Source organism: Corynebacterium sp. HMSC076D02, assembly GCF_001813815.1.
Taxonomy (GTDB): domain Bacteria; phylum Actinomycetota; class Actinomycetes; order Mycobacteriales; family Mycobacteriaceae; genus Corynebacterium; species Corynebacterium simulans.
Genome location: NZ_KV814040.1, coordinates 27110 through 54100, shown reverse-complemented (window position 1 = coordinate 54100; position 26991 = coordinate 27110). Strand labels below are relative to the sequence as shown.

Here is a 26991-nt window from a genome sequence, read left to right as displayed (position 1 = left end):
CGAAGGGCGTGGATGCGCTCAAGGTTACGTCCAAGCACGATTCCGCGGATAACGCGCTTGAGCTTGGTGAGGGCGAAGAGGCGACGCTGCCGATCACCCTTTCTGCAGAGAACATGGAAGACGGCGCTTTGGCGCTCAAGCCAACGCTGAGCTTGCAGTCTGCGGAAGATAATCAGGAAGCGCAGCTGCCGCTGCAGCTGAAGGGCTCGATGACCACGCCTTTGAGCAAGAGTGCCTTCGGCCTTGCCTTCGTGCTGGCGGTCCTTTTGGGCCTTTTGATTCCGCTGGCGGTTCTTTACTTCATGAAGTGGTTCTCCGGCCGCATCCCTGAGTCCCCGCGCATGTTCGCGAAGACGATTCCGGTCAAGAAGGAAGGCACGAGCCTCATCCGCACGGATACCGGCAAGCCGTTTGCGGTCTCCAAGGAGGAGTTCCAGGGCGCAGTGCCTGTCGACGCCGCGCCGCGCCGGGCAAACCTGGGCCTGTACGAGGCGAAGGTAAAGATGGGCCTTAGCCCATTTACCGCGGCCCATGTGGAAGTTGAAAAGGACGGCTCCATCTCCGGAAAGGGCAAGCAGTCTGGCGGCCGCGCCATCTTGCCGCTGGCAGTTCAGAACAACTGGTTCTTCGTGGGCAACGCTAATGACAAGGATCGCGGCGAAATCGTCTTGACGGTCGACACGATGGCACATGCCGAAAAGTACGACGAGCTTTCCGAGGAGATCAACCGCTCCGCACCGGTGCTCTTCGAGCAGGTGCAGTTCCCAGCGCCGAAGGAGCCTAAGGCTCCGAAGGGCCCGAAGGGAGAGCAAGGCGCACAAGGTGCACAGGCACCGCAGAACGCGCCGGGTGCTAACGCTCCAGTGCAGCAGTTCCCGGGGCAGCCGGGCCAGGTGCAGCAGCCGGGCCAGCTAGGTCAGCAGCGTGGCTTCGGTCAGCCAGGTAGCCAGGGCGGCTTCGGCCAGCCGGGCAACGGGCCGCGCCAGAACCCGCAGCAAGGTGGCTTCGGCCAACCAGGTCCGCAGGGAGGCTTTGGCCAACCGGGTAACCAAGGCAGCCAGCAAGGCGGCTTTGGCCAACCGGGCGGCCAGGGCGGCTTCGGCCAGCCGGGCAACGGGCCATGGCCGCAGGGGCCTTCCTTCGGAAACAACTAGTCCGAACCAGAACGCAAGCAGAACGCACAAGTTGAACACTTAAAGAGACATCCCGAAAGGTTTTAAGAGCAGATGAAGAAGTTCCTCGTAGTTGGCTGCGGTGGCTCCGGCGCCAAGACCTTGGCTTTTATCATGGACCAGCTCAAGGCGGAGCTGCGCACCATCGATCCAGACATCACCGAGCTGCCCAAGGCGTGGCAGTTTGTGAACATCGATGTTCCCCTCGAAGAGGAGGCCGGCCCGCAGAAGCTGCCGAACGTTACCCAAAGCGGCGGTCAGTATGTGGGTATCGGCTCACGCCAGCATTACAACCAGTTCGATGCTGGTATCTCTGAAACGTTGGGCCGCTTCGGCAAGCTGGGCGAGATCGCCACGTGGGCTTCGCGTACGCCGCAATCGAATGACACAAAGCTTGCCGACGGCGCCGGCCAGTACCGCGCCATCGGCCGCATCCTGACCCTGCGCCACCTGAAGGACATCCGCAACGCATTGAACGCGGCGGTGTCTGAGATGTTTACCCAGGAAGCTATCCAGGAGCTCAACGAGCTCAATTACAAGCAGTCAAAGAAGCGCACCGATACTGGTTCCTCCGCGCCGGTTGTGCTGGTTGTTTCCTCCATGGCAGGCGGCGCAGGCGCTTCGATGTTCCTGGATGTCTGCCGCGTTCTGACCACCATCAAGAATCTCGATCCGACCAGCACGCTGGTCTTCATGTACACCCCGGAGATCTTCTCCGACAACAAGGCAGAGGACATGGCCGGCGCATGGCCCAACTCCCTGGCCATGTTCGGCGAGGTCGTTGCATCCCAGATGGGTAACTCCACCGCGCATGACCGCGCCATCTTCGAGGCCTTTGACATGGGCACCCCGCCAGAGGGCCCGACTTTCGGCCGAATCTTTCCCATCGGTTCCAAGATGGGCACCACCGGCTCCCGCTTTGGCGATGGCTCCGCGATGTCGATCTACCGCGGCCTGGGCCGCGCGCTGGCCGGTTTGATGGCCTCGACCCGTGCGTCTGACAACCTGGTCTCTTATGCGTTGACCAACACTCCTTCCGGTGATGGCGGCCGCCGTTTCTTTGGCTGGGACCGCGATCAATCGCAGGGCGGTACCCCGTGGGCCCGCCTGCCGTGGGGTTCGCTGGGCTATGCGCAGATTTCCATGGGCCGCGATCGCTTCGCCGAGTATTCCGCGCAGCGCCTGGCCCGTAGCTCCTTTGAGCGTCTGCTCAACGGACATCTCGATAAGGCCAACCCAGAGGCCGGCGAGATGCAGATTGCAAAGCGCCTTGATGAGCGCCTGCCGGGCCGCTTCCAAGACATGATGTTGGATCCGAGCTGGGCGATGGGCGGACCTATCGATCCGAACTCCGCGTATAACTGGCTGAACACCGTATTCGGCGGCATGGGCCAGCCAGCTGCCGAAAACGCAGCGCGCAGCCTGCGTAATTTCATCCCGGTAGGGGAAGGGCGCAACGTTAACGAGTGGCGCGCAGAGCTCATGCAGAACCTGAGCGATCCACAGAACCAGCAGTACATCGCGGGAATGCTCCAACAGGCGGCGTATGACACCACCTATCGCTTCGCTAACTTCTTCTCAGACAAGGTCTTGAGCACGGTCGAGGGCGAGTTGGCGGCAGTGGGCCTGCCTTATGTTCGCGAGATGCTCGATCGCGTCAAGGACGTCTTGGCCAGCGGCGACCGCCTGCAGCCGCAGCTTAATGAGTTCTCTAATTCCTTCCAGAACTTCGCCGTGCTTGCGCTTCCGCAAGGCGCGGAGCCGATCCTTAGCCCGCTGACCGGCAAGGGTCAGATGACGGATCCAACGCCGACTGTCAACGCTCTACTGGGCCTTTATCACCAGCAGTTCTATCACTACTTCCTGTTGGCTACGGCGCATATTCTGCAGGACGTTCTGCAGGATTACGTCGACGAGAACCTCTTCCATCTGCAGCGTGAGCTTGGCGACGCCCATAAGGTGCTCGAGAAGGCAGCACAGTCACGCCCGGAGACCAACAAGCTGGCAGACGTTCGCACCAACGAGGTCAACGCCTGGCCGGAGGAAGTAGACGAGGTCGTTGAGTCCCGCTTCAAGGGCGCGGAAAACGAAATCATGTTGACCGACGTCAACGCGTTTATCACCGACTACCAAACCCAGATGTTGCGCACCATTCAGGGCCAGCAGTCCACTGCCGATGTGCAACATTACGATCAGGCTTACCCATTCGCGGTGCGTGCGGTCATTCGCGGCGAGTGGGATTCGCTGGATGCCAACAAGGCACCGCGGGATACGCTGGCGCCGCAGAAGCGCACCAACGATGAATACAGCAACCGTGCAGGTTGGGTATCCAAGCACCTGTCGCAGCATCCGCAGACCGGGGAGCGTCGCGAGTCCCAGCGCGCACAGTACCGTTCGCGCATTCGCCCGGCAGATCTGCTGGAGCGCTCCCGTGCGTGGATTAACCGCCGCGACTATGAGTTCTACAAGTTCAACTCCGTGGATCTGCGCAGCTACCTGATGCTGACCCCGGATATCAACGAGGTGGAGCACTCCCAGCGCATTGACCGCTTCGTCAACGCCTTCCAGTTGGCGCTGAGCTACGCCCGCCCGTTGGCTGCCGTGTCCAGCGACATGGTCCAGCGCATCCACGGCAAGGACGTGCAGTACACCTACTCCTTCTCTGATATTCCTTTCGAGGCTTTGGGCAGCGAAGAAACCGGCATCGTTCCACGCCTGGGCGAGCTGCTTTCTACGCCTTCTATTGACGAGCCATCGCAGGTGGCGTTGCGTAACTCGCTGAACATGTCCGAGCAGGTACAGCACATCGAGATCTTCGGTTCCTACCCGAACTACTCGCCGATCGTATTTTCTTCCATGTTCGGCTACATCGCCGAGGACATCGATAAGCAAGAAAACTTCGATGGTTCCTACTGGTCGGAGCGTCGTACCCGTCCGCTCGCGGCGGCACTGCCGCTGACTGAGACCGAGCGTCAGGCCATGGTTGCAGGTTGGATCATCGGCCGCATTACCGGCCGCATCCACATCTCCAACCCGGATTCCGATAACGCCGCGGCACATATCTACGACGACACCGCCAATGGCGTAGGCGATTGGGTACCTTTCCCGAACCCGATGCTGATTTCCCCGCGCCGCATGGTTAAGAAGTCCGACTGGATGTCTTCCGTGCTTGAGTCCATCTTCATCGCGTACGCGAAGGTACAAAAGAATGGCGCATACGGCTTTGCCTCTTCCTTGTACCCGTACCAGTTGCTGCGCGGGCTTTACGACGACGGCCAGGACTTTGCGCACTCTGGTGCTTCGACGCACCCACTGGTCCACCGTCTGGCGGCCTTCCTGCGTGATGGCACCGTGCCGGGCCGCGGCGTCGTCGGCTCCAGCATCCAGGATCGTTATGAATCCTTCGTTGCGGAGCTCGATAAGTTCGTCCGCGGCGCCGATCACTTCATTCCGGGTGGAATGAATTCTCTGCCGGGTCAAGGCATGGATGACAAGCCATTTGCAAACATTCGCCGCCGCGACGTCGCCTCCGCTACGCCGTACTACCGCGACCTGGCGCCGGACGTCGTCGTCATGGCACAGCGCATCCGTGATCTGCTGGGCCAGGCAAAGACCGCCGCGGAAACGCCCGTTACTTTTGAGGCTCCCACGAGCCGGGATTCTTCCAACCAGACCCCGCGCTTTGAGCCTGAATTCAACCTCACCGACTTGGATGACACCTTCTAATGACTAACGTACTGTTCTTTGGACACGGCGCCACGGCCGATGAGATTCGTTCCCGCCTTTTCGACCTGCGAGCTGTTGGCTTGCTGCAGAACTTCATGTGGGTGGACTACACCCAACCGACGTCGGCAGCCGCAGTGCGCTTCTTCGACGCTGAGGGAAACCCACGTATCGCCACTCTCGATGAGTCTCTGCGCAACCACGAAGGCGATATGCTCCTCGTGGTCATCGATACGCTGGATGAAAGTGATTCCTTGCAGCCAGACGCTTTGTCGCGGTGGGCGGCGGCCGTGGATTCGCGCATCGTCCAGGCCTCGAACCAGCGCGTTCGCCTGTTGCTGACCACCTTGCCTTTGCAGCCGGCACACATTGAGCCGCTGCAGGTGTGGGAGAACCTGGTGCTTTCCCCAGAAGAGGGCGGCACTCCTTCCGCTTCGCATATTCGCCCCATCATGCGCAGCGAAGATGGCTTTGCCTTGGCACAGTTCGCAGCTCCTGCCGTGGCATCCATCTTCGGCCTGTGGCGCGGAATGCAGGAGGCAGCTGTATTCGAGGCCGAATCGGGCCGGCTGATGGAAACCGGCAACTGGGAAAACTTCCGTCTCGTGCGTGCTTTCCACCGCACTATCGATGCCAGCGAGGTCGAAAATGAGGTCAAGGACCGAGTATTCAATCCGAATAATCGCCTGCCGCGTACCCGCGTGAATAACACCAGCTACACCGAGCACGCTACCGATCCGAACGCGCTTACGCAGCACTACGCGGATACTCTCTTTCACGCTTTTGGTGGCAGCCTGATTTCCCAGGAAATCCCGCTGGAGACCCCGAAGACGCAGAAGATCGGCGCGTGGGCTGCGCTGCGCGATAACCTGCGCCTGTACTGGGCCACCGTCATCGGCAAGCCGCAGGATTGGGTCAACGACCGGCGCGGTGCCGTAAACAGCGCAACCGCCTCGTTCCTGCAGAATCTTCTCTATGGCCGCAATTCCAACATGGAGGTGGTTTTGGATGGCCATTCCGGCAAGGGCGAGAATGCTGTATCCATCGCACAGATGCAGCAGAAGAATAACCGGACGCTGAATGAAGCCCAGAAGGTCCAATTCGACGTTGGTGATACCCCGCAGCTGGCTGGCATGTGGGAGGCCTATCATGACTTTGCGCTGGGCTTAGTTGATGGCCAGTGGAAGGAAAACGCCAACTTCGCCCCGCCGAAGGGCAATAACCAGGACGTACTCATTGTCCAGCACGGCAAGCAGTCCGTGCCCGATGTCAGCCAATCCTTCCGTGGTTTCCACCCACTGATGAACCGCACGGTGGGCTATGAAAACGAGGCGCAGGCAACGATTGCACCTTTCGATCCACTCGCTGCGGAGAAGTTCGCGGCTGACCTGGAGTGGACTAGCCAGAGCACACAAAACACTGAGATCAACCGTAAAAAGCAGCAATTCGCGGCATGGCGTAACCAGCACCAGGAAACCTTCGCATGGAAGGTCGGCTCTGGTTTGGCCGCAAGCCTGCACTCCGCGCGCCAGCGCGAGGCGCACTTCGAGGACGTCGCCCGCCAGCTCAGCGAGGAAGCCAAGGGCTTTGCCGAGCGTGACTTCAACGCCGAAAACCGCAAGCTGACCACCAAGCTGCGCGCCATGTGGGGCGTGCTAGGCGCGATTTTGCTCGTGCTCATTTACCTGTGCATCTCGCATTACAACAGCGACTTGCGGATCTGGGATTCCATGCCCACCCTGGACTGGAAGTGGACCACCCTCGGCGTCATTGTTTCCATCGCCTTGTTCCTGGTTTGTTCCTGGCTTGCCTTCACCAAGGCACAGCGCGAAATCTACGATTACGTGCAAAGGCAAAAGCTCAATCGCCAGAACCAGGAGATTGCCGCGCGCAACATCGTGCTCGCAGCGGGAGACATCGACCGCAACATCAATGCATACGGTCAGTTCCTGAGCTGGTCTTCAGTTCTGGGTCGCGCAATCTATGCGCCATTCGGCTTGAAGTCCACCACCAGCGACCACCTGCGCACCCCGGAATCCGGCTTGCCGGATAACGCGCGTATCGGCAAGGCAAAGGTCACCGACGATGAAACCAGCCGCATGGCCGAGGGAATTCGTTCCCACGTTTTCTCTGAGGCCTGGGCTCATAAGTCTTTGCGTGGGCTCGTGGATTACATGAATTCTGTCTTCGAGCGTCACCAGGTGGGCAACGGTTCTATCCAGCCGAGCGCCATGTGGGGCATGCGCGGCCAGTATTCGAAGTCGCCGCTGGACATGATCGCTCGCAACCTGGATCACCCAGCGATGGCGGATCGAGATTTGAAGCCGCAGGTCTGGCACAGTGCGATTACCAATCCACAAATGACGGGCAGCATGCAGCAGTTCCTGTCCAAGGTGACCTTCTTGGACGATAATCGCAGGCAGGAGCAATCCACCCAGCAGTTCATGGCGGGTATGAGCGAAGAAAAGGGCGCTATGCAGGCCTTCAGCAATGAATCGCTGACCACGTTGGGCGCTTCCGATGGATACACCGAGATCGATCCTTCCCGCACTCGCATCATCGAGGTCGATAGCAATACCGCGCTAACCAGCCAGCTTTCGCGTTCTTTGACCGTGGTGCAGTTCGGCCGCATCACCGATTTCAAATACTTGCTGCCAAAGGAAGCGCAGCCGGAGACGGAAGCTGCTTTACCTTCCTTCGCAGATGCGCTCAGTGGACTGGACGAAACCGACCACATGGACTCTTTCAACAATGCTTCGCAGGTGCAGCCGGGCCGCCACAGCGCCGGCGAGGGTTCCACCGGCTTTAGCTTTGGCCGCCACAGCCAGACGCCGTCGCTCGATGACTTGGACGAGACGTTCTAGGAGCAATCACCAAGATGACGCAATCACCCAAGATTACGGATATTCCGCTTTCGCAATTACTCCCGCTGCACGATTTGGAGCAGGTCTCGGCCGAGGACGTGCGTCGGCACATTGCACCGCAGTACGGCGAGTTTGCAGAACAAATCGCGGCGGTATTCAACGGCAGCGCCGTTGCGCATCCGGAACTTAACGCGGCCAATCTCAACCCGCAGCCGCCTGCTCCGGAGCCCCAAACGGGCGCCACCCTATCCTCCTTTGGAACTTCGGAGATCAAAGACATGAGTCCCAAAAAAGAAGACCCACAGTCGCCACAGCCTGGTAACAAGGACATCGACTGGGCAGCGGAGCTTGCCAAGCTCAAGGCCAAGGAGAACGTACGTACCCAGGTCAACGAGGACGATTACACCAACCTGCCGGCAGATGCATTCAGCGCGCCTTATAAGGGCAAGCAACCAGAGGGTTGGGTAGTGCCTGAGATGCACGCTGTGGTTGAGGTCCCGGAAACCACCGATGCAGCGGCAGAAGCAGAAGAAGATCCTTATGGCTACGAGCAGCCGACAGAGGATAATTCGGACGTTCGCCACCCGGTGCGCATTTGGTGGGAGCCGGTTTCTGCGCAGCCGGGAGAACTGGTTTTCTACCGCGTCGTCGCCGATGACCGAGAGATGATTGCCTCGCCGGAAGCAGGCGAGACATTGATGATCACTCGCGGCACCGCTTACCGCGACATGGATCCGGGTACGGCCGGTCTGCGCCACTATGCGGTGTGGGCTTATAAGGGAGCCGATCTGGGAGAAGCGATTAGCAGCCAGCCGCTGTTTATGGGCGAGACGGCAGTGGTCTTTCCGCCGGTCAACGTCAAGGTGACCACCATCAAGGGCGCAATCCAGGTCTCTTGGGACTTGCTGGAGGGCCATGAGGCCGCCGTCGTTTATGCATGCAAGGACACCGAGCGCGACCTGCTGTCCCCGCGGTTTGAGCAGGACATCGAAAGCAGTGGGCGTAAGGCCACCATCCGTGTGCAGGAGGCGGGCCAGACCATGGTTGTCTCCTTGCAAGGCCAGGCGCAGTTCCGAGATGGCAGGTTGACCAGCTCGAATGAGACGGTAGTGCAGCATTCGGTGAAGTTAGCCAGTGAGCTAGAGAAGATGTCGCTTACGCGCTGTGAGCGGGAGAATGCTGGTGGTCACGACAACATCGAGATTGAGTGGAACTCGCCGAAGACGGGCGAAGTCAAGATTTATCTGACCCCGCACGCCCCACGTCCGGAGTTGCGCACCAAGGCTATCGATAAGTCTTATGTGGAAAACGCGTTTGCCGACGCCGTGACTGAAACGCGAGGCGCAACCCCACCGGATTCCGTGCAGAACACCACGATGCCGTGGCCTTCTGATTGGTACGAGGTTTATGTCACCCCGGTCAACTTCAACGAGGCCGACGCATGGGTCGGTGAGTCGCGCGTTCTGCAGCGTGTGCTGCCCATCGGGGAGGATGAAGTGCGGCTTATCGAGCGCGTGGATAGCCAGTTGATTTCCTTCACCTGGCCGCGCGGCGCCACGATGGTGGAGTGCACGACCAACAGCGGCACTACCACGGTGCGCGAGGAGGAATACGAGTTGCAGGGCGGCATTCGCCTGAAACTCGAGCGCCACAGTGACGTCGTGCGCTTGCGCCCGTTTGCCATGTTTGCGGGTAAAAGAACTGAGGCCCGCGAACAGGTCATTGAATACCCCGGCCTGCGCACGGTGACTTATGACTTCCACTATGACTTCAGCACCCGGCAGCTTGGCGTGTACCTGTCCAGCCTGGACATGGGCGATAGGCGCCCATTTTCTTGCCAGGTGATTTATAACCCGGTGCGCCTGCCGCTGTTTGCTGAGGATGGTGTGCCGTTGAAGCTGTCTGGCATGAACACGGACCGCTACACCAGCCAGGGCCTGCACCAGGGCACTTTTGAGCAGCCTGATTTCATCGTGGACTTAGACCAGCGAACCTGGAACGGCGGCTATGTTCGCCTGTTTGCGGTCGAAGACTTTGCTACGGGTGATTTTTCCGCGCAATCTTTCAACCCTGACTTCGGCCACGACTTCAGCTTGGGCCAGCAGGGCAGCTTCGATTCTGATTCGGCGTCGCAGTTCAATGCCACTGATAGGACGGTCGTGGTAGAAAGCGGCGTCGCCCAGCGCTTGCGCTTTGACCCATTGCCTTCCCCGCAGGATGGCGCGCAGAACTTCCAGCAAGGAGGGCAGTATTAATGGCGGGTGCTTTTAGCTTTGCATCCTTCTCGCGCGGCAACGGTCGGGCAGGTGGCTGGGGAGTGGGCGCAGTAAGCGGGGATATTTCCCAGGAGCAGCTGCAGGAGCTGGTTAGTTTTGTCCCAACGAGCTTGAACAGCGGTGCGCCTATCCCGGACTTTCCTTCGGCTCAGGAGCGCGCGGAGCTGGTGCGCCGCACTGCGGTATTCACGCTGACCGAGGAGGGCGAGCAATGGGTCACCATGGTCTCCGTTCCCGCCGGCATCGACGCCACGGGCCGCGGCGGCAACGTCTTTACCTATACCGCGGTTTCAGACGGGGGAGTGCCGCCCGCACCGGCGGACGTGCTGTATTCGCCGGATGTGCCGACGCCTTTTTCCATCTTTGAAGTGGACAAGGTGGAGATCCCGGAAAAGATTTCGCGTAAAGGTCCGCTTGCGAGCGATGCGCTTATCGACGACTTCTTGGCCGGCGAATTCCGCAGCCCTGCCGCGTTGCCAGCGCCCTTCAAGTCTGTAGTGCCGCATAGCGACGCCGCCTATAACGCGCGCTTGGTAGAAGCGATGGCGAAGGTGCTTTCTTCGAAGAAGAAAACTCTCGTCATCTTGGTGGCTCCCGAAAACCAAGCGGCCTTTTGGGTTGCTGCCGCAGCCCGCGAGGTAGGCGAGCTGGGATTCGGATTCTCTACCTTTGAAAAGCCAGCCGCCATAGCTGAGCTTCCACTGGGAACTTCGACCATGGTGGTGGTTCCTGAGTCCGAAAAGTTGCGCCTTGCCGAGCTGACCAAGGCCCGCGCTATTCCTGGCAATCCGGTGATCTTCGAACTGGGCGAGCCACTGCCGGACTTGAGCGCCTACGAGGGCGCTGGGGAAATAGCGTCGGCGCCGACCCCAGCACCGGCAGCAGTAGAGCCAGAGGCGAACTCGCCTTTTGTTGACGAACCCGCACAATCTGTGGCCGAGCCATGGGCTGAGTCGCCGGCCGCAGCTGCCGCAGACTTGTCGGCTGCGTCGCAGGTAAACCCTTTCAGCGAAAGTGCGCAATCTGCGCCACGGGGCGAGGAAAACGGGGCATCGCCAGGCATCGCGCAAACGGAGCCTGCACCGACCGCAGCAGCTGCAGCGGCCCCTGCGGCGCCGGGTGCGAACGCCGTCCTTCCGGGGCTTACCTCAGATGAACTGGAACAGCTGCGAGACTTCGATCCAGCTTGGTGGATGGGTTACCTGAAGAAGCATCGGGGGCGTGCTATTCACTTTGCGCTGCTGCATCCTTCCTGCTTCCCCGAGGGAACGCGGGTCTTTGCGCTGGCGGCAGCATTGGCTTCTTGGGTGAAGTATTTTCCGGCCGATTATAACTTCCTAGTTTCGCAGGCTTTGTGCGGCATCGACACGGCGTCGCTGGATCAAGCGCGTGCACTCACTATCGAAAGATTTGCCCCTGTTATTCAGCCTGAGGAACGGCGGAGTGCGGCGACTGGTGAATTAGGACGTTACTTGAGCGAGATTTTTGCAGAAATAATTCGAGCACACGGTTTCACGGAAAGTTAAAGACAATGGCTAAATACACTTTGAAAGACGGGGAATCTCGTCACCTTACAATCACTGACACCATTCGCGTCGAGGCTTTCGAAATCGGTGCGGGTGGCGCGCAGGTTGAACTCGCTATCGTGCCCGAGGGTGTGGATTACACCCGCGTAGATGACCTGCTGCTCATCGTGCATGCGGTTACACAGGATGCGACGATCCAGGTGCGCCCGAAGGGCTTCGGCACCTTTGGTTTGCGCAGCGAGATTCGTTTGAATATCAGCAACGGTGAGGACACCGTGAGCTTCCCGCGCGTGCTTATCGACGGCGCGGAAGATAGCCCCGAGCGTCTCGCCGAGCTGCAGGTTGAGGGCCAGCAGCTGCGTCTTTCGGCCTTTGGATCTTCCGAGGGCGCAGGAATCACCGATTCGGCGCGCGAGGTCCGCTCAAAGATGCGCCGCGCGGCGCTTGATGACGCTGAGCTGGCCGATGCCATCGCCGTCATCGATAGCTCTGCTTCCATGCAGGTCAATACTTCCGATGGTGCTATCGAGCTGGCGGCGAAGTACATAAACGCCCTAGCGGATTCCTTCACGAACTTCACCGCGACCGATGGGCAGGAACGTACCGCTGGTCATACCGTAAGCGAGCTGCAGAGCTTTATCACTGGTGCTATCGATGCCGGTGCTGACCGCGTGGGGCGCCGCCAGTGGAAGGGACATGACTTACACGAATCTTCCTCGCTGTTTATCTATGTAACCGACAGCCCTACTGCCGCGATGCTAAGCGGTGAAAAGCCCGCCGTGGTGATTGTGGTTAGCCCGATTGCCGAGCAGGAGGTTGAACTCGCTCGCGCAAGTGCAGGCGAGCACCCGGTGGCTTTCGTGGTGATTGACCGAGACGACGTCGATAAGCAGCGCAGCGCATTCAACAGCGATCTTGCGCGCCTATCCGATGAAGCGGCAGCGATGCTCAAGGAGGAGTACTAATGACCAGCACCGCCGCATGCCCGTGGACTTTCCGTCCACTGGAAAAGGGCGCTACCGAAAGCCCTTATAACAACCGCGAGCTGTTGCCGGACTGGACGGAATCCGTGACCCACTGCGTGGCCATGGCCGGTGCACGTAACTCCGGCAAGTCGCTGTATACCGCAGTGATGGTCAAGCAGCTCAAGCAGCTTGCGCACAAGCACGATCACTCCGTGCTGGCGGCCGATGAATCCACGGCGCAGCGCTATGCGGAAAAGTACGAAAACCCGCTTTTTAAGGAAATGCAGAGCATGGAGCCCACCCCGAGCGCCGTGGCCACCGATGCTTATCAGCGTGACCCGCTGATCTTTGATCTGGGCCGTTGGCCAGATGCCGAAGGCGTAATGCGTACCAATTATCTCGTCTTCCGCGACGTTGCCGGCGAGGACCTGGAGAACCTGCCGGAGCGGGAAGAAGACCGCGAAGCGCTGTCCTTCTTCAAGTACGCCGACCTGGTTATCTTCCTGTTTGACCCGCTGCGTGAGCGACAAATCCGGGACTACCTGCACGGACTTGTTCCGGACTTTGGTGAGCTCGGTGCCGAGCCGACGCAGGTGCTGGAAAACCTCATCACGCTGATGGGAACGGAGTGCCCGCCGCCGCTGGCAGTGACCATCTCCAAGTTCGATACGCTGCAGAAACTGGAGCATAACCCGAATACGCCGTGGGCCAAGATTATGGGCAACGCGGGCGCTGCCTTCCGCCGCGATACCGGCTGGAACTTCCACTTCGACGATTCCTACGTCCTGCACCAGGAAGTGGACTCCTTGTTGCGCTACCTGGAAGCCTTCGACCTCATCAACATGGTCGCCAACGTCAGCAAGAACGGATACCGGTACTTCGCGGTCTCCGCTCTAGGCGAGGCGCCGACAGGCCGGCACCTAGCACGCAGTGGCATCGCACCTTTCCGCGTGCTGGACCCAATCCGTACGCTGCTTAGCGGCTACGGCGTATTTGGAAAGGATGTCCAGTGACTTTCGGTACGCCCAACGGAAACCAGCAATTTGGGGTTCCTTCCCAAGGCGGTGCTGGCGAAGCACAGTTTGGTTCCCCTGCGATGCCGGTCAGTGACTACCGCTATGGGCAGGTTGCAGACCAACAGAAGGCGGCGCGCCGGGCCGCCGATATGTCCGCCTGGCGGGCGCCGTGGGCGCTGCAGATCGCTGCGCTTTTTGTGCTGGGAATCTCGGCCTACATCGTCTACTACGTATTTGAGCTCGTGGCCTCCGAGCGCGTTCCCGAACACTTGAACCGCATCGAGCGCCTAGCCACTGAGCTGGGCGTGGGGCTTTCACTCGTGGTGCTCGCGCTGTGCGTGCTCATGGTCTACACGCTGCATGCGCAGCACAAGGCACGCATCTGGCTGACGGTCATCCTCGCCATCGTGGTGTTGATGCTGGTGCTGCCGCACGTTTGGCCCATTTCCTTGGCAGCAATGGTAACCATCGTGCTGCTGTGGCTGCCGGGCAATAAGGAATGGTTCGGCTTTTAAGCCTTCTTAGCCAATGCCGCGAGCGCCTCCTGATTGTTCGCCGTATTAAACAGCTCATAGGCCACGCGGTACTTCTCACGTGCGGTGACAGTATCGTTCGCGGAGGTATAGCGATCCCCCAAGAGCTCAACGACTTCAGCCAAGGCGTTGAAATCTAGGGGGCTGCGCGCCGAGGCGATGGGGTGACGGCCTAGAAAGTCCATCAGGACCTGGGTGGACTTAAACATGTTTTCTGCCTCCGTGCGCAGCGTCTCGGAGAATAAGACGGTCCAGCGTGCGGCGATGGGCAGCTCCGTGTACTTGAGTGCGTTGACGTACCGTGAGGCCAAGATATCGTGTGCCTCATCGCGGTCATTGTCGATGAGGAAGACCTCGACCTTGCGCAGCAGCATTTCTAGCTCGCGGGCTTCATTGCCGTTGCGGGAGTATTCCTTAGCCGCAAGGCCGTAGAAATCAGCTGCGGTTTCGCCCGTGGTATCGGTATTGTTGCCGGCCGCATCAGCGTAGAAGCGTGCCAGCATTCCCGCAGGCAGCGTGGAATATTCGGGGCTGAGGTGGTACTTGCGCAGGATCTCGTTGCTCTTGTTCGCCACGTGGCTGCGCGTCGCGAAGGAAGGGCAAGCCCACAGCGCGCCGACAGCGGATTCGAGGAGGATAGACAGGGCCTTCGCGAGGGCGGTGCTTGGGTTCGGCGCCGCGCTGACTGGGGAGGCCGGAAGCGAGTTTTCCTCGCTGAACGCAGCGAGCTGGACTTGGCGGTTGATGTCGACGAACTCCTCGCTGTGCTCTTTGACGTTCTCACTCTTGGCTGTCTCGAGGCGGTCACGCAGCTTGTTTAGCTGCTCTTCGAGGGTGCCGGTTCGCTCGCGCTCTTCCGGTTCTTCTGGCTCTAGCTCTGCTGTTTCTTCTGCTTCGGCTGCTTGTGCTTGCTGGGCGGCTAGTGCTGCCTCGGCGGCTTTGGCGCGTTCTTCTTGTGCTCTTGCGCGCACGGCTTCTTCGGCGGCGCGCTTTTGCTCGGCGATGTTTTGCAGCTTTATTAGTTGGGCGTCGTCTCCTGCCTGGGCAGCTTTCTTGGCGTATGCCCATGCCTTCTCGGAGTCTTGCAGAGCATCGTAGTAAAGGGACGCGAGCCTAAAGCCGCGGCTGGTGATGGCCGGATTACCAGCTAAGGCGCCGAGGCTTGCGATGCGCAGCGCGGACTGGGCCGCTGCGGGGGAGGTTGGTTCCTGGCAGATAAGCAGGAGCATGAATGCATTGAGCAGGTCAGCGGTAGGCGCTACGTCTTCAGCTGAGCCCACGAATTTATCGTCACCGATGACTTGGCTTAAAAGCGCGCCGATTTCTTTTAATTCCGCCGCGGGAAAAGCGGTGTCGTTGTCGTAGCTTTTCGCAATTTCCAAAAGCTCGGTGGCACGTTGAGCATTGAGAATAGGGTAAGTCACATCGGTAGGCATGGGGCAGATTTTAGTGCAGGAACATATAAATTTCGCTCGTACACTAGATTCCATGGATTCTCACACCCACGCTGGACGCTACGCCCCGAGCCCTTCCGGGGATCTCCACTTCGGAAACCTCCGCACAGCCCTTCTGGCATGGCTTTTTGCGCGTTCTTCAGGGCGGCGCTTCGTGGTGCGCATCGAGGACATCGATAAGCAGCGCTCCTCGCTTGATGCAGCGCAGCGCCAATTGGAAGATCTGGCCACGCTCGGAATCGACTGGGACGGCGAGGTCATCTACCAGCAGGATAGGGAAGCCGCCTACAGCGCGGCCTTGGGGAAGCTGCCGTACTATGAGTGCTTCTGTTCGCGCAAAGACATTCAGGAAGCCGCTCGCGCCCCGCACGCGATTCCGGGTCAATACCCGGGAACCTGCCGCTATCTTGATGAGGAAACCAAAGCGCAAAAACGCGGCGAGCTTGCCGCGCAAAGCCGCGTGCCATCGCTGCGGCTGCGTGCGGAAACAAATCAGTTCACCATCCAAGACAAGCTGCACGGCAATTACACAGGCGACGTCGACGATTTCATCTTGCGGCGCGGCGGCCAGGTAGCCGATATCAACAATCCGCAGGCGGACTGGGCTTATAACTTGGCGGTGGTGGTAGACGATATCTACCAAGGAGTCGACCAGGTAGTCCGCGGCGATGATTTGTTGAGCTCCGCCCCGCGGCAGGCTTATCTCGCGAGCCTGTTGGGCCAGCCGGCGCCAGAGTTTGTTCACGTTCCCTTGGTTCTCAACCCGGAAGGCAAGCGCTTGTCTAAACGGGATGGAGCGGTAACGCTGCGCCAGTTGCTGGAGTTTTATACCCCGGAGCAGGTGGTGGGGCAGATGGCGCATTCGCTGGGCTATACGGCAGCAAGCGCTCACGAGCTACTGGAAAAGTTTCAGCCGGAGGCGCTGAGCACTCAGCCTTATGAGTGGAGCGATGGGCGCCGAGGCGCCGCACAGGACTAATACCGGCCAGACTATTGTTTAAAGGGTAAAGCTACAAGAGCAGAGTCGGCGCGTATGTGGAGTGAGTTTTGTGGAAGTACTGCTAGTACTCATTGGTCTGATGTTGTTGACCGTGATTGTGGTGGCAGTCGGGGATAAGACCGGGCTTCCCTGGCCGGCTTTGCTTTCCATTCTGGCGGCACTGTCCATGTTCATTCCGAGGCTGCCGGACTTTGAGATTCCAACCGATCTCATCCTGCCCGTCTTCCTGCCGCCTTTGCTGTGGGCGCTGGCGCGTAGAACCTCCTGGGGCGTAATACGAGAGCAATGGGTGACTATCTTGAGCTTGTCCGTGCTCTTGGTGGTTGCTACCACGCTGACCGTGGGCATGACCGCCTATGCCTTCTTGCCTGGAGTCAGCTTGGCGGGTGCGATTCTCATCGGCGCAGCTATCGCGCCGCCTGACCCAGTTGCGGTGGAAGCAGTGGCTGAGCCCGCGGGTATCCCGCGCCGCATTATTTCCACGCTGCAGACTGAAGGCCTGTTCAACGACGCGGCATCGATTGTGGCTTTCCACCTCGCACTCGTGGCGGTGACCGATGATTCCACCATGACCTGGGGGAATGCTATCTTGAGCTTCCTTTACTCTGCAGCAGTGGCGGGTGTGCTGGGCTGGGGCAGCGGACGCCTTGCCTCCATGTTCATCGCGCGAGTTCATGAAGTGGTTGCCCGCAATGCGCTTACCTGGGTGATTCCCTTCGCCGTCTATGTAGTTGCGGAAGAACTCCATGCTTCTGGCGTTATCGCAGTCGTTATCGCCGCGGTGGAGCTGCATTCCCGCGCGCCGATTCAGGCCGAAGACCGTCTTTCCGGCCAATCCTTCTGGGAGACCATCGAGCTGCTGTTTACGGGCGTGGCCTTTGGCCTTATCGGTATGACCGTCAACAGCGCGGTACACGAGGCGGGTACCAACCTGGGGCATTCGATCATCGTTGGCGTGCTGCTTTCCCTCGTGGCCTTTGTAGTTCGGCTGCTATGGATGTGGCTTTTCTACCGCATCAATCTGCGGCGCGGAAAGCCACGCCTTGCCCCGCTGCGCCTGCAGGAAGTGCTGCTTATGGCTTGGTCTGGCATGCGTGGCCTGGTCACCCTCGCGCTGGTTTTGTCCATACCGAGCGATGCCATTGCCTATAGTGATGAGCTTTCCGTTATCGCCCTGACCGTTCTGGTGATGACCATGGTGCTGCCAGGCCTCCTGTTGCCGTGGCTCATGCGTCAGCTGGATCTCACCACGTATTCACAGGCAGCCTCTGACAAAATGCGCGCGGAAATCACCAAGCGTGCGCGCAAAGCTGGCGTGGCTTCGATGCGGAGGAAATACAAAGAATTGGACCCAGAGATTGCCGCCAATATCTCGCAGTGGTTTGAGGATCGCCTTGGTGAAGACGAGGACGGCGACGATGCCAGCACCCGTCTGCAAAAGGCGATCAAAGCTCGCGACGTCGCGCTGGCGGCGCGCCGGGTTGCCTTGGCAGGCGCCCAACAGGAGCTGCTTCGCCTGCGCCGTGACCGCAACTTCAACCCGATGATCGTGGATGAAGTACTCGAGGAAGTAGACCGCATGACCCTGGGAACCAAGACCCGCTAGGCTGGGGCCGCAAGGAGTATATAAACATGAATGCACTCGAATATGCCCAGCTGGAAGACAGTATGGATTATCTGTACGACTTCTTCGACGAGGACCTAGAAGCCCGCGTGCGCGCCGAGCGTGAATACCTGCCAGAGTCTCTGCAGGACTTGCTGGGGGATCACAGTGTGCTGGACTATATCTGGCTGTGGATTAAGGAGCCGGGTAAAAACGGTTTCAAGGCCTATCTGCGCGATGGCGGCTACTCGGAAGCAGAAGTAGAAGAGGCTTTTGTGTGGACCCGCAACGAGTGGGGCCACAACACGCCGCCGCATATTGAATGGCTAAAGGCCGATGGTTTTGAACCACCGGCCTTTGCGAATTAACTATGTCCTGCCCGATATCTTTGCTTTTTCCTAGCGGGTAGGCGTGGAATCTACCGCCACGATCTGGTGCTCCGGCTTGGAGCCATCAGCAGGGAATGCCTTGGCGATTGCCTTGGAGAAGTACTCCGCGCGCTTCTCGTTGCCACCGGTGTTGTAGTGGACGTCATCGCCCTCCAAGAACCACTCGGTCCGGGCATCGGTAGCCCAGTCATAGACCACGAGGTTCGGGTAGCGATCGCGGGAGGCCAGCAGCGCCTCGTTGAAAGGCTGCATGTTGGAATCCGCGTAAGCGCCGGAGTCACGGTTGGTGGTGGCGGTCGGCCACATTACGGGGGCTTTGCCAAGCACCTGCATGATTTGGTCCACGCGCCAGTCTTCCTCGCCGGAACCGCCCACGGCGCGGTTTGCGGCGTCGTTCACACCAGCGCCGATGACCCAGCAATCGTCCTCGCCGTAGCCCTGCTGCAACAGCTGATTAACGGAATCGAGGATGGTTGGATCCCCCTCGAGGGCCTCAACGGTGGAGCGGGCGCCGGTGACGTCTGCGACGACTTCTTGAGCGCCGACGTTCTTGTAGGTCACCTGGGCATTGAGTGAAGGATCGGAGACGTAGTCATCGGAGAACATGCCGATGGAGGTGGAGTCACCGACGTGGATGATGGTGGTGCAGCGCGTCTTGCCCTTCTGGTTCGGATCTGGGGCAGCGGAACTTGGGGCCGCGCTAGAAGAGGCATTAGGTGCTGGCGCCGCAGCCGCGGTGTCCTTCTTGGGGCCGCCTCCACCGACCTTCAAGCCCATCTGCTGCGAGCCTGGGGTTTCCTCCTGGCCCAGTGCATCGTTCCATGCGGCCGGAATGCCCATTGCAACCACGGCCGCCATAAGCGTGGCTGGAACGGTAAGGCCAAGGCGCGGCATGCCGATGCTCTTGCGCTTCGCCCACCAATTCTTCACCGGCTCGACGACGCCGTTGCGGCGGATCGGGTCCTCAACTAGCGCCCAAGAAATGGCCGCGAGGAGGATGGAGATCACGGTGACCAAGATGGGGTGTGCTACGGACCAATCTGGAATGAACACGATGGCAGGCAGGTGCCAGAGGTAGATACCGTAGGAACGCTCACCGATCCAGCGCAGTGGTGCCAGCGCGAAGAAGCGGGAGAGAAGGCTGCGCTGATCCAAGGCCGCGGCGATGACCGCGACGGTGGCGATGGAAAGAGCGATAAGGCCCCAGTTGTATAGGTGCGGCGAATAGTCCGGCAGCAACCAGAAGAGCAGGCCAATACCAACCAGACCGAGAATGGAAGCCGGGATGGTAAGTGCCCGCGGCGGGATGCGGTAGCCGCGTTGCTTGGTCAGTGCGATAGCGAGGGCAGCGCCAAGCAGAATGCCGCCGGCACGGGTATCGGTGCCCTCGTATACGCGGGTGGCATCGGCGCCGGTGTTGAACAGGAAGGCCATCCAACCGAAGGAGAGTGCGGCAAGCACCAGCGTGGAAATAAGAAGCGGCTTGCGCTTGCCACGGGTGAGCTTGAGAAGCACAAACAACACCAGCGGCCAGAAGAGATAAAACTGCTCTTCCACCGACAGTGACCACATGTGGTCCAGCGGTGCGTGGCCGGCAAAGCGGTCAAAGTAGGACTGGCCCTCCAGGATGACATGCCAGTTGTTGACGTAGAACAGCGCGCTGAGCGCATGGCCGCCGGTCTCGCCGAGCTTGGGGAGATCGAAGAAGATCGTCAGCAATACTACGGAGACCAGCATGAGCACGACTGCCGGCACGAGGCGACGGAAGCGGCGCAGCCAGAAGGTAGGCAGACCAAGGCCCTTGCCGCGCAGGTGGCTGCGCATAAGGTTGGCAGTAATGAGGTAGCCAGAGAGCGTAAAGAACATACCGACGCCCAAGTAGCCGCCGGGCAGCCAGGCTGGGTCTAGGTGATACGCCACGACGCTGAGCACAGCGACGGTGCGCAGACCGTCGATTGCGGGCACGTAAGAGGTATGTGAATCAACCGGTCTTGGCATCCGGAATTCTCCTATAGGGAAACATCAATCAAGGGGGCGGAAACGGACATCTCTCGCGCTGCTTTAAAAATGAAGGCCAGTCACAGCGCAAAGCTCCACTTACTCTAAACCCTTGTCTCGACATGTTTGGCTCTTGGGGGAGAATATTCCCCACGGTGTGGGGGTTGCGGGGTGAGTAAAAGTTTTATGTAGTTCTTTAGGCCTCGTATATACGGTGAGTGACATATTTAACAAAGTGGTTTAAAGGTGGTCTATAGATCGCGGTGTTGAAAGGCTGTGCCTTTTGCGTGCTAAGGCGAGTCTCGAAAGCGTAAGTGATAGTGCGGGTTCCGTTTAGGCCGAGAAGCTCGGGAAATAACTCCGATGTCCCAAGTTTGCTCAAGCCCTCGTCCGGGGAAGGAAAGCCGTATTAAACCGACGTCCCGCAGCTTGAAATGAATAGTTTTTAAAATGAACTACTTTCGTTCGTTGAACAATAAAGGTGCTGGTTAACGCCATGTCCGAAAGCTTAAGTAGTGTGTTCAGCGTGCGTTATGCTTGGCAAATTTTTCTAAGAGATATTGCCCGTCTTGGGCGCACCAAGAAGTCGTGGATCATTCTCATCGGTTTGGTCATTACGCCCGCGCTTTATTCGTGGGTCAATATCGCGGCCTTCTGGGACCCATATGGAGCAACCGAAAATATTAAGGTCGCCGTTGTCAATGAGGACAAGGGCGGATCTTCTGATGTCACCGGTCATATCGACGTCGGCAAGCAAGTCACGGAGCAGCTGCACGACAATCACCAGCTGGGCTGGCAATTCCTTGACGCTGAAGAAGCCGAGCGCTCCTTGGAGCGCGGGGAGACCTTCGCCACGGTGACCATCCCGGAGAATTTCAGCTCGGATCTTCTAGGCGCGCTGCACGGCCAATATGCGCAGCCAACGTTGGAGTACCGCGTCAATGAGAAGGCCAGCGCAATCGCGCCCAAGATCACCGACAGTGCCGCATCTAGCTTGGACGAACAGATCACCTCTGCATTCAAGGAGCAGGTGGCGGAGGCAGCGGCCTCCTCGGTGCGCGATGAGGGCAATAAGTTCGAAGACCGGCTGCAGCGCTCCCGCCAGCGTTCGGAAGGAGCCTTCGATAAGGCAGCAAATAACATTTCCTCCGCGCGTGCGGATTTGCGTGAGGTTAGCGATAAGCTCGGCAACTCGCAGGTCAAGATGCAAAATGCCAAGCAGACGGTGCGCGATGTTGAGCAGGCTATGACGGATGCACAAGCCGCACTTGGCGACGTCCAGAATGTCATCGCCAGCGCACAAGGCGACGTCACCGGCTATACCGATTCCCTGACCTCGGCTTTCGTCGAGGGGTCAACCGGCGTAGCGCAAGGCACCGCGCGCGCCCAGGAATCCGTCGCGGATATTACTGCGCAGCTCGACCAAGCAAACTCCCGTTTTAACTCCGCGACCCAGCAAACCAACGACGCTATTGCCGCCGGGGATGAATCCATCCGGCAGCTGCGCGATGTCGTTAATTCGCCCGCCGTAGCTCCGGGTGTGGCGGGCCCGCTCAATGATGCAATTGCCACTTTGGAGGAGGGCAACGCTGCGAATAAGCAGCTGCTGGGTAATCTCCAAGCACTCAGCAATGACAGCAATGAGACCGCCAAGTCCGTGAAGTCCACGGCGGATGCGGTCAATCAGGCGGCGCAGGATACGAAGAAGACCTCCCAGGTTCTCTCGGACACAGTCGATAAGTCTGTGCCGGAGATTAATCGCGCGATGAGCAACCTAAGCTCCAAGGTCGGTGCGTTCTCGGCTTCGCTGGACACCCAAAAGGCGACGATGGAGGAAGCACAGAACTTGCTGGACGGCGTCGGCAAGCAGCTCGGCGCAACCCAGGACGCACTTGGTTCCTTCGATTCAGATCTTGCCTCCCTGGAAGATGGTGTGGAGGGCGCGCGTGACGACGTCCGCGCCATCACCGCTCACTCGCGGACCAAGGAACTGCAGACCATCACCGGCCTGAACTCCGATGAGATTGGTTCCTTCTTCGCTGATCCCGTTGAGGTGAAGAGCGCGCCAGTCTATCCGGTGGGCTCCTATGGCTCCGCGATGGCCTCGCTGTTTACGAACCTCTCGCTGTGGATCGGTGCCTTCGTGCTCGTGGTCATCTTCCGCGTGGAGGTGGATCTCGAAGGCTTTAAGCGGCTCACGGTGGGCCAGGCTTATCTGGGCCGTTTCCTGCTCATGGCCGTGATGGCGATGGTGCAGGCCGTAATTGTCACCGTGGGTGACTTGGCCGTGGGCGTACAGACGGTAAATCCAGTCGCATTCGTTGCCACCGGCACGCTCATCGCGCTGGCTTATCTCAGCATCATCTACGCGCTGTCGACGGCCCTTGGTCACGTGGGCCGTGGCCTTGCAGTGGTGCTGGTCATCGTACAGATTCCGGGTGCCTCCGGCCTGTACCCGATTGAGCTGATGCCGAACTTCTTCCGTTCCATCTACCCGCTTCTGCCATTCTCATATGGCATCGACGCCATGCGCGAGACCATCGGCGGCTTCTATGGTCTGCACTATCTCAAGTTCATGTCCGTGCTGGCCTTGATGTTCGTAGTGGCTTTCGCCTTGGGCTTGTTGGGGCGTCGCAGCTTCGCGCACTTTAACTTGCTCTTTAACCGCGAGCTGGCCAAGACCGATCTCATCGCGGCAGAAAACGTCCAGATCGTCGGCGATGGTTACCGCTTCGCCGATGTCCTGAAGGCACTGCAAGGCCGTGAGGAATTCGCAGCTGATTTGGAAAAACGCAAGCACGATTACAGGCACTGGATCCGCGTGGCTGCAGTACTTGGCGTTGTGGGCATGGTGGTGCTCGGCATCGTGGCTGCGCTTGTGCCTTCGCAGAAACCATTGTTGTTGGGCATTTGGACGCTGTGGTGCCTGCTTATCTTGGGCATCGTGGTCACCCTCGAGTACCTGCGCAAGAGCCTCGCGCAGTCCACCGAGTTGGTGGACTTCAACGAGGAAGAGCTCCGGCACTCCGTTGCCGCCCGCGGTGAAGGTGTGCATTCGGCTTCGGCTGAGGAGGCGCAGTACCAAGACGGCGTCTTGCACAATGAAGACACTCTCGACGAAAAAGGCGAGGAGAAATAATGAAAAAGATCGGTGGAATTTTCCTGGATGATCTTCGCCGTGCCACTAGCAACGTCATGGCATCAGTCATCCTCTTTGGCCTCGTCGTTATTCCTTTGCTGTTTACTTGGTTCAACGTGTTGGCCAGCTGGGATCCTTTCTCCAACACGGGCCAGCTGAAGGTAGCCGTGGCCAGTGAGGATACCGGCTATAAAAGCGACATCTTCCCGGTTCCGGTCAACGTAGGCGAGAAGGTGCTCTCGGAGCTGCGTGCAAATGACAAGTTGGATTGGGTCATCACCGACGCTGAAGACGCCATCGACGGCACGAAATCTGGCGAGTATTACGCCTCCATCGTGCTGCCGGAGCATTTCAGCTCGGACATGATGACCTTCTATGCGGAAGGCTCCAAGCCGACCGAAATCTCGCTGTACACCAACGAGAAGAAGAACGCGCTGGCGCCGAAAATTACGAATAAGGGCGCAGAGGGCGTTTCCTCCCAGATCGCGGAGTCCTTCACACACACGCTTGGCGACGTCTCCCTAGGCCTGATTTCCTCCCTCGACGAATACCTCAACGAGTCCGACGCAAAGGCAACGTTGAAGCGCATTGAAGCTCGTGCCGATGGCATCGAAACACAGCTGCACACCGGCGCGCGTACGGCCCGTTCGATGGGCAGCCTGGTGGATTCTTCAGTGCCGCTAGTAGAAAGCGCACAACGCATCGCCAATGCGCCGCGTCCTTCGCTGTCGGGCCCAACTGGAGATCTGAACCTGTCTACGGAGTCCCTCGACGCGGCGCTTTCGCAGACTGCCGATAGCTACGATGTAGTACGCCAGCGAATCGACGAACTATACGATTCAGCGGATACCTCGCGCGCCTCGATGCAGGCCACCTTGAATACGCTGGCAGGCCAGGTGCAGGGGCAGATTGATGCCTACAAAGGCCTGCGGGATCGCGTAAATAGCGATGTGAAGCCAGTGCTGCCGGCGGAGGCCGCGCAGCTGACCAGCAACCTCGACGAGGCTATTGCGGCACAGGAGGCCGTGCACTCCCGCTTGGTAGCCGCAGCGAATGCGCCGGGTGCGCAGAAGCCGGACTTTTCTTCCATCGACCGCGCCCAGCAAGCAATCGAGTCCAGCCGCGACTCGCAGCTGCGCACCTCTGTGGGCAAGCTCCAGGACTCCCTGCAGCGCATCGGCAGTGACATCGACTCGCAGGGCTCTGGCATCAGCTTGGACACCGAGTCTCTGACTGGCGCCCGGGATGCACTGAGCACCCTTGCTCAGGAGCTGGACTCGGATGCGGACCGCTTCGGCGAGCTAAAAGATGAGCTCGACCGCGCACGCGATACCGGCGATCTCTCGCGCCTAGCCAAGGTGGTGGGCAATAACCCGGATGCCCTGGCAAGCTTTATCGCCTCGCCGGTTTCGGTGGACCGCCAACCTGTCTATCCGGTGGCGTCGTTTGGCGCGGGCATGGCGCCGCTGTATACCACCCTGGCGCTGTGGGTGGGCTGCCTGCTCACAGCCGTCACCTTGCGCACTGACGTCAGCAACCGCGACTCTTATACCGTGGTGCAGCGCTTCTTTGGCCGCTTCGGCATCTTCGCGCTGATTGGCTTCTTCCAGTCCACGCTGCTTTCGCTTGGCCTTATCTTCTTCGTGCAGCTAGAACCCGCACATCCGGTGCTGCTGTGGTTGGCGGCCTGGGTCTCTTCGACCGTATTCATGATGATCATCTATACGCTCGTGGTCTCCTTCGCCAACGCGGGTAAGGCTTTGGGCGTGCTTTTGTTGGTCATTCAGGTCTCCAGTGCCGGCGGCGCGTATCCGCTGCAGCTTTTGCCGGAGTGGTTCCAGAACATCAGCCCGTGGTTGCCGGCGACGTACACGATTCGTGCCTTCCGTGCGGCAATCGGCGGCGTCTATCACGCTGATTACTGGCTCTCGCTGCTGGTGCTGCTGGTCTTCCTGCTGCCGATGTTCTTCCTCGGCATCGTCTTGCACAAGCCGTTGCATGCCTATACCTCGAAGTTGGATGCAGCTCTCGCTGAGACCAAGCTGATGTAGCCCCGCACTAGAATTGCCGGCATGGCATTTACACCCCGCTCAGTTACTTATCGTTACGTCGACTCGCCTGTGGGCGAACTCCTCGTGGCGGCGACTGAGCGGGGTGTGGTCTATCTGGCCTTCGCGTGCGAAGAGTCCGCGGAAGTCTTGGCGCTCCTTAACAACAAGATCGGTCCGGCAACCATGGGCACAAGTCCGGTGCCGACTCTTGCTGCCGCACAGCTAGACGAGTACTTCACAGGCGCGCGCCGCACCTTCAGCGTGCCCATTGATGAGGCCCTCACCTCGGGCTTTCGCCAGCGCGTCCAAAGGCTACTGACGGACATTCCGTACGGCGCGACCACCACCTACGCCCAGCTTGCCGACGCCGCCGCAAACCCCAAGGCCGTCCGCGCCGTGGGTAGCGCCTGCGCGCGTAACCCCGTGCCGATTATCGTGCCGTGCCACCGCGTATTGCGCAGCGACGGCAGCCTCGGCGGCTACCGCGGCGGCGTGGCTGCAAAGGAGCTGCTGCTGCGCCTAGAAAGTGGCGCTCGAACGCCCTAGTCCTCGTCCCCCTAGCTCCGCCTTTGCTCTGCCAACCCAGCCGGACTCAAGAAAACGCAAATGGTCCCAACTCCGAAGAGCTGGGACCCGTGGCGGAGGATAGGGGATTTGAACCCCTGAGGGATGTGACTCCCGCACGCGTTCCAGGCGTGTGACATAGGCCGCTAGTCGAATCCTCCGTTGGAAAACATTATCAGCCTTGTCTAGAGCGGCAAAATCCGCAGGTCAATAGCGGAAAGGTGGCCCGCAAATCGCGCAGGTCGTCCGCGAGCCACGCGGGCCGAGCGCAAACTATTCGGGCCGAGCATGAATCGCGCGGCCTGAGTGCAATCCGTGCGGGCGCCGCCTCCAAATGGTGAGGTCACGTCCAAATGGTGAGGTCGACCCTTTGCGGATGGTGGTGCTGTTAACTGGTGGGGTTGCTGAATGGTGAACTCACCATCTGCACCTCACCATTTGGCCCTTTCGTGCCGCCGCGGAGTACTGATCTCCGTTTGAATGGCAGGCCGCGTTCCTAAATGGTCAAGCCTTGTCGCAATCGCTGATGTGGAAGTGGAACAGTAGGGCAGGTGGTGCGTGGATTTACCATCCTCGTTTGCCGTCTGGGTATTTGCGGTGCCTTGGGGATGTCGGGGGGATGTCGGGCGAGAGAAGCTGGGGGAGGGTGTCGGGCAGTGGCGCCGGACCTAAGAAAACGTAACCCAAGAAAACGCAAATGGTCCCAACTCCGAAGAGC

General features: G+C 59.5%; 15 protein-coding genes, 1 tRNA gene and 1 pseudogene. 14 read left to right on the top strand and 3 right to left on the bottom strand.

Annotation, left to right across the window (positions count from 1 at the left end; translation table 11 throughout):
* The 8 genes and pseudogenes from HMPREF2935_RS13320 to HMPREF2935_RS02155 form a co-directional block, all read left to right on the top strand.
* Positions 1–1154, top strand: a pseudogene (locus HMPREF2935_RS13320) (VWA domain-containing protein); the annotation flags it as partial.
* Between the two features lie 72 nt (positions 1155–1226).
* Positions 1227–4898 carry a tubulin-like doman-containing protein gene (locus HMPREF2935_RS02185; protein WP_070731808.1) on the top strand — a complete coding sequence of 1224 codons (3672 nt, stop codon included), beginning with the start codon at positions 1227–1229 and terminating at the stop codon, positions 4896–4898.
* Positions 4898–7759, top strand: coding sequence for a hypothetical protein (locus tag HMPREF2935_RS02180; protein ID WP_070731806.1), 2862 nt, complete (start codon positions 4898–4900; stop codon positions 7757–7759). The genes HMPREF2935_RS02185 and HMPREF2935_RS02180 overlap by 1 nt, the downstream gene beginning before the upstream one ends.
* Positions 7760–7773: 14 nt before the next feature.
* On the top strand, positions 7774–10014 hold the full coding sequence (locus HMPREF2935_RS02175; RefSeq protein WP_070731804.1) for a SaeA-related protein: 2241 nt from the start codon (positions 7774–7776) through the stop codon (positions 10012–10014).
* Positions 10014–11561, top strand: coding sequence for a GAP1-N2 domain-containing protein (locus HMPREF2935_RS02170; protein WP_070731802.1), 1548 nt, complete (start codon positions 10014–10016; stop codon positions 11559–11561). The genes HMPREF2935_RS02175 and HMPREF2935_RS02170 overlap by 1 nt, the downstream gene beginning before the upstream one ends.
* 5 nt (positions 11562–11566) lie before the next feature.
* Complete coding sequence (locus HMPREF2935_RS02165; protein WP_062042644.1) at positions 11567–12526, top strand: hypothetical protein; 960 nt, start codon at positions 11567–11569, stop codon at positions 12524–12526.
* Positions 12526–13539 (top strand): TRAFAC clade GTPase domain-containing protein, encoded by a 1014-nt coding sequence (locus tag HMPREF2935_RS02160; protein ID WP_061920082.1) that lies wholly within the window; start codon positions 12526–12528, stop codon positions 13537–13539. The genes HMPREF2935_RS02165 and HMPREF2935_RS02160 overlap by 1 nt, the downstream gene beginning before the upstream one ends.
* Positions 13536–14057: a hypothetical protein gene (locus tag HMPREF2935_RS02155; protein WP_235597001.1), complete on the top strand. Its 522-nt coding sequence runs from the start codon at positions 13536–13538 to the stop codon at positions 14055–14057. The genes HMPREF2935_RS02160 and HMPREF2935_RS02155 overlap by 4 nt, the downstream gene beginning before the upstream one ends.
* Here HMPREF2935_RS02155 and HMPREF2935_RS02150 read toward each other — a convergent pair.
* Complete coding sequence (locus HMPREF2935_RS02150; RefSeq protein WP_070731799.1) at positions 14054–15511, bottom strand: hypothetical protein; 1458 nt, start codon at positions 15509–15511, stop codon at positions 14054–14056. The two genes, HMPREF2935_RS02155 and HMPREF2935_RS02150, sit on opposite strands and share 4 nt — an antisense overlap.
* Before the next feature lie 52 nt (positions 15512–15563).
* Between HMPREF2935_RS02150 and gluQRS the strand changes: the two genes are divergently transcribed.
* From gluQRS to HMPREF2935_RS02135, 3 genes are all read left to right on the top strand, one after another.
* The gene (gluQRS, locus tag HMPREF2935_RS02145; RefSeq protein ID WP_070731797.1) at positions 15564–16508 is read left to right on the top strand and encodes a tRNA glutamyl-Q(34) synthetase GluQRS; all 945 of its coding nucleotides are present in this window, start codon (positions 15564–15566) and stop codon (positions 16506–16508) included.
* A 70-nt stretch (positions 16509–16578) separates the two neighbouring features.
* Positions 16579–18135, top strand: a complete 1557-nt coding sequence (locus HMPREF2935_RS02140; RefSeq protein WP_062036216.1) for a cation:proton antiporter — start codon at positions 16579–16581, stop codon at positions 18133–18135.
* A 26-nt stretch (positions 18136–18161) separates the two neighbouring features.
* Positions 18162–18500 carry a hypothetical protein gene (locus HMPREF2935_RS02135; RefSeq protein ID WP_062036214.1) on the top strand — a complete coding sequence of 113 codons (339 nt, stop codon included), beginning with the start codon at positions 18162–18164 and terminating at the stop codon, positions 18498–18500.
* A 30-nt stretch (positions 18501–18530) separates the two neighbouring features.
* Here HMPREF2935_RS02135 and HMPREF2935_RS02130 read toward each other — a convergent pair whose 3' ends face one another.
* The gene (locus HMPREF2935_RS02130) at positions 18531–20519 is read right to left on the bottom strand and encodes an acyltransferase family protein (RefSeq protein WP_070731794.1); all 1989 of its coding nucleotides are present in this window, start codon (positions 20517–20519) and stop codon (positions 18531–18533) included.
* Between the two features lie 526 nt (positions 20520–21045).
* Between HMPREF2935_RS02130 and HMPREF2935_RS02125 the strand changes: the two genes are divergently transcribed.
* The 3 genes from HMPREF2935_RS02125 to HMPREF2935_RS02115 are packed head-to-tail and all read left to right on the top strand — an operon-like array spanning position 21046 to position 26255.
* Positions 21046–23658, top strand: coding sequence for a YhgE/Pip domain-containing protein (locus HMPREF2935_RS02125; RefSeq protein ID WP_246817760.1), 2613 nt, complete (start codon positions 21046–21048; stop codon positions 23656–23658).
* A complete protein-coding gene (locus HMPREF2935_RS02120; protein ID WP_070731792.1) occupies positions 23658–25709 on the top strand; it encodes a YhgE/Pip domain-containing protein in 2052 nt (683 codons plus the stop codon). Before HMPREF2935_RS02125 ends, HMPREF2935_RS02120 begins: the two co-directional genes overlap by 1 nt.
* 21 nt (positions 25710–25730) lie before the next feature.
* Complete coding sequence (locus tag HMPREF2935_RS02115; protein WP_070731790.1) at positions 25731–26255, top strand: methylated-DNA--[protein]-cysteine S-methyltransferase; 525 nt, start codon at positions 25731–25733, stop codon at positions 26253–26255.
* A 90-nt stretch (positions 26256–26345) separates the two neighbouring features.
* Here the strand turns inward: HMPREF2935_RS02115 and HMPREF2935_RS02110 are convergent.
* Positions 26346–26434 (bottom strand) — tRNA-Ser (locus HMPREF2935_RS02110).
* Positions 26435–26991: the final 557 nt, after the last annotated feature.

Bases quoted from the DNA above. Each gene is read 5' to 3' on its own strand.
- HMPREF2935_RS02160 (WP_061920082.1), top strand. From the start codon at position 12,526: ATGACCAGCACCGCCGCATGCCCGTGGACTTTCCGTCCACTGGAAAAG.
- HMPREF2935_RS02185 (WP_070731808.1), top strand. From the start codon at position 1,227: ATGAAGAAGTTCCTCGTAGTTGGCTGCGGTGGCTCCGGCGCCAAGACC.
- HMPREF2935_RS02175 (WP_070731804.1), top strand. From the start codon at position 7,774: ATGACGCAATCACCCAAGATTACGGATATTCCGCTTTCGCAATTACTC.
- HMPREF2935_RS02120 (WP_070731792.1), top strand. From the start codon at position 23,658: ATGAAAAAGATCGGTGGAATTTTCCTGGATGATCTTCGCCGTGCCACT.
- HMPREF2935_RS02130 (WP_070731794.1), bottom strand. From the start codon at position 20,519: ATGCCAAGACCGGTTGATTCACATACCTCTTACGTGCCCGCAATCGAC.
- HMPREF2935_RS02135 (WP_062036214.1), top strand. From the start codon at position 18,162: ATGAATGCACTCGAATATGCCCAGCTGGAAGACAGTATGGATTATCTG.
- HMPREF2935_RS02180 (WP_070731806.1), top strand. From the start codon at position 4,898: ATGACTAACGTACTGTTCTTTGGACACGGCGCCACGGCCGATGAGATT.
- HMPREF2935_RS02165 (WP_062042644.1), top strand. From the start codon at position 11,567: ATGGCTAAATACACTTTGAAAGACGGGGAATCTCGTCACCTTACAATC.
- HMPREF2935_RS02170 (WP_070731802.1), top strand. From the start codon at position 10,014: ATGGCGGGTGCTTTTAGCTTTGCATCCTTCTCGCGCGGCAACGGTCGG.
- HMPREF2935_RS02115 (WP_070731790.1), top strand. From the start codon at position 25,731: ATGGCATTTACACCCCGCTCAGTTACTTATCGTTACGTCGACTCGCCT.
- gluQRS (WP_070731797.1), top strand. From the start codon at position 15,564: ATGGATTCTCACACCCACGCTGGACGCTACGCCCCGAGCCCTTCCGGG.
- HMPREF2935_RS02150 (WP_070731799.1), bottom strand. From the start codon at position 15,511: ATGCCTACCGATGTGACTTACCCTATTCTCAATGCTCAACGTGCCACC.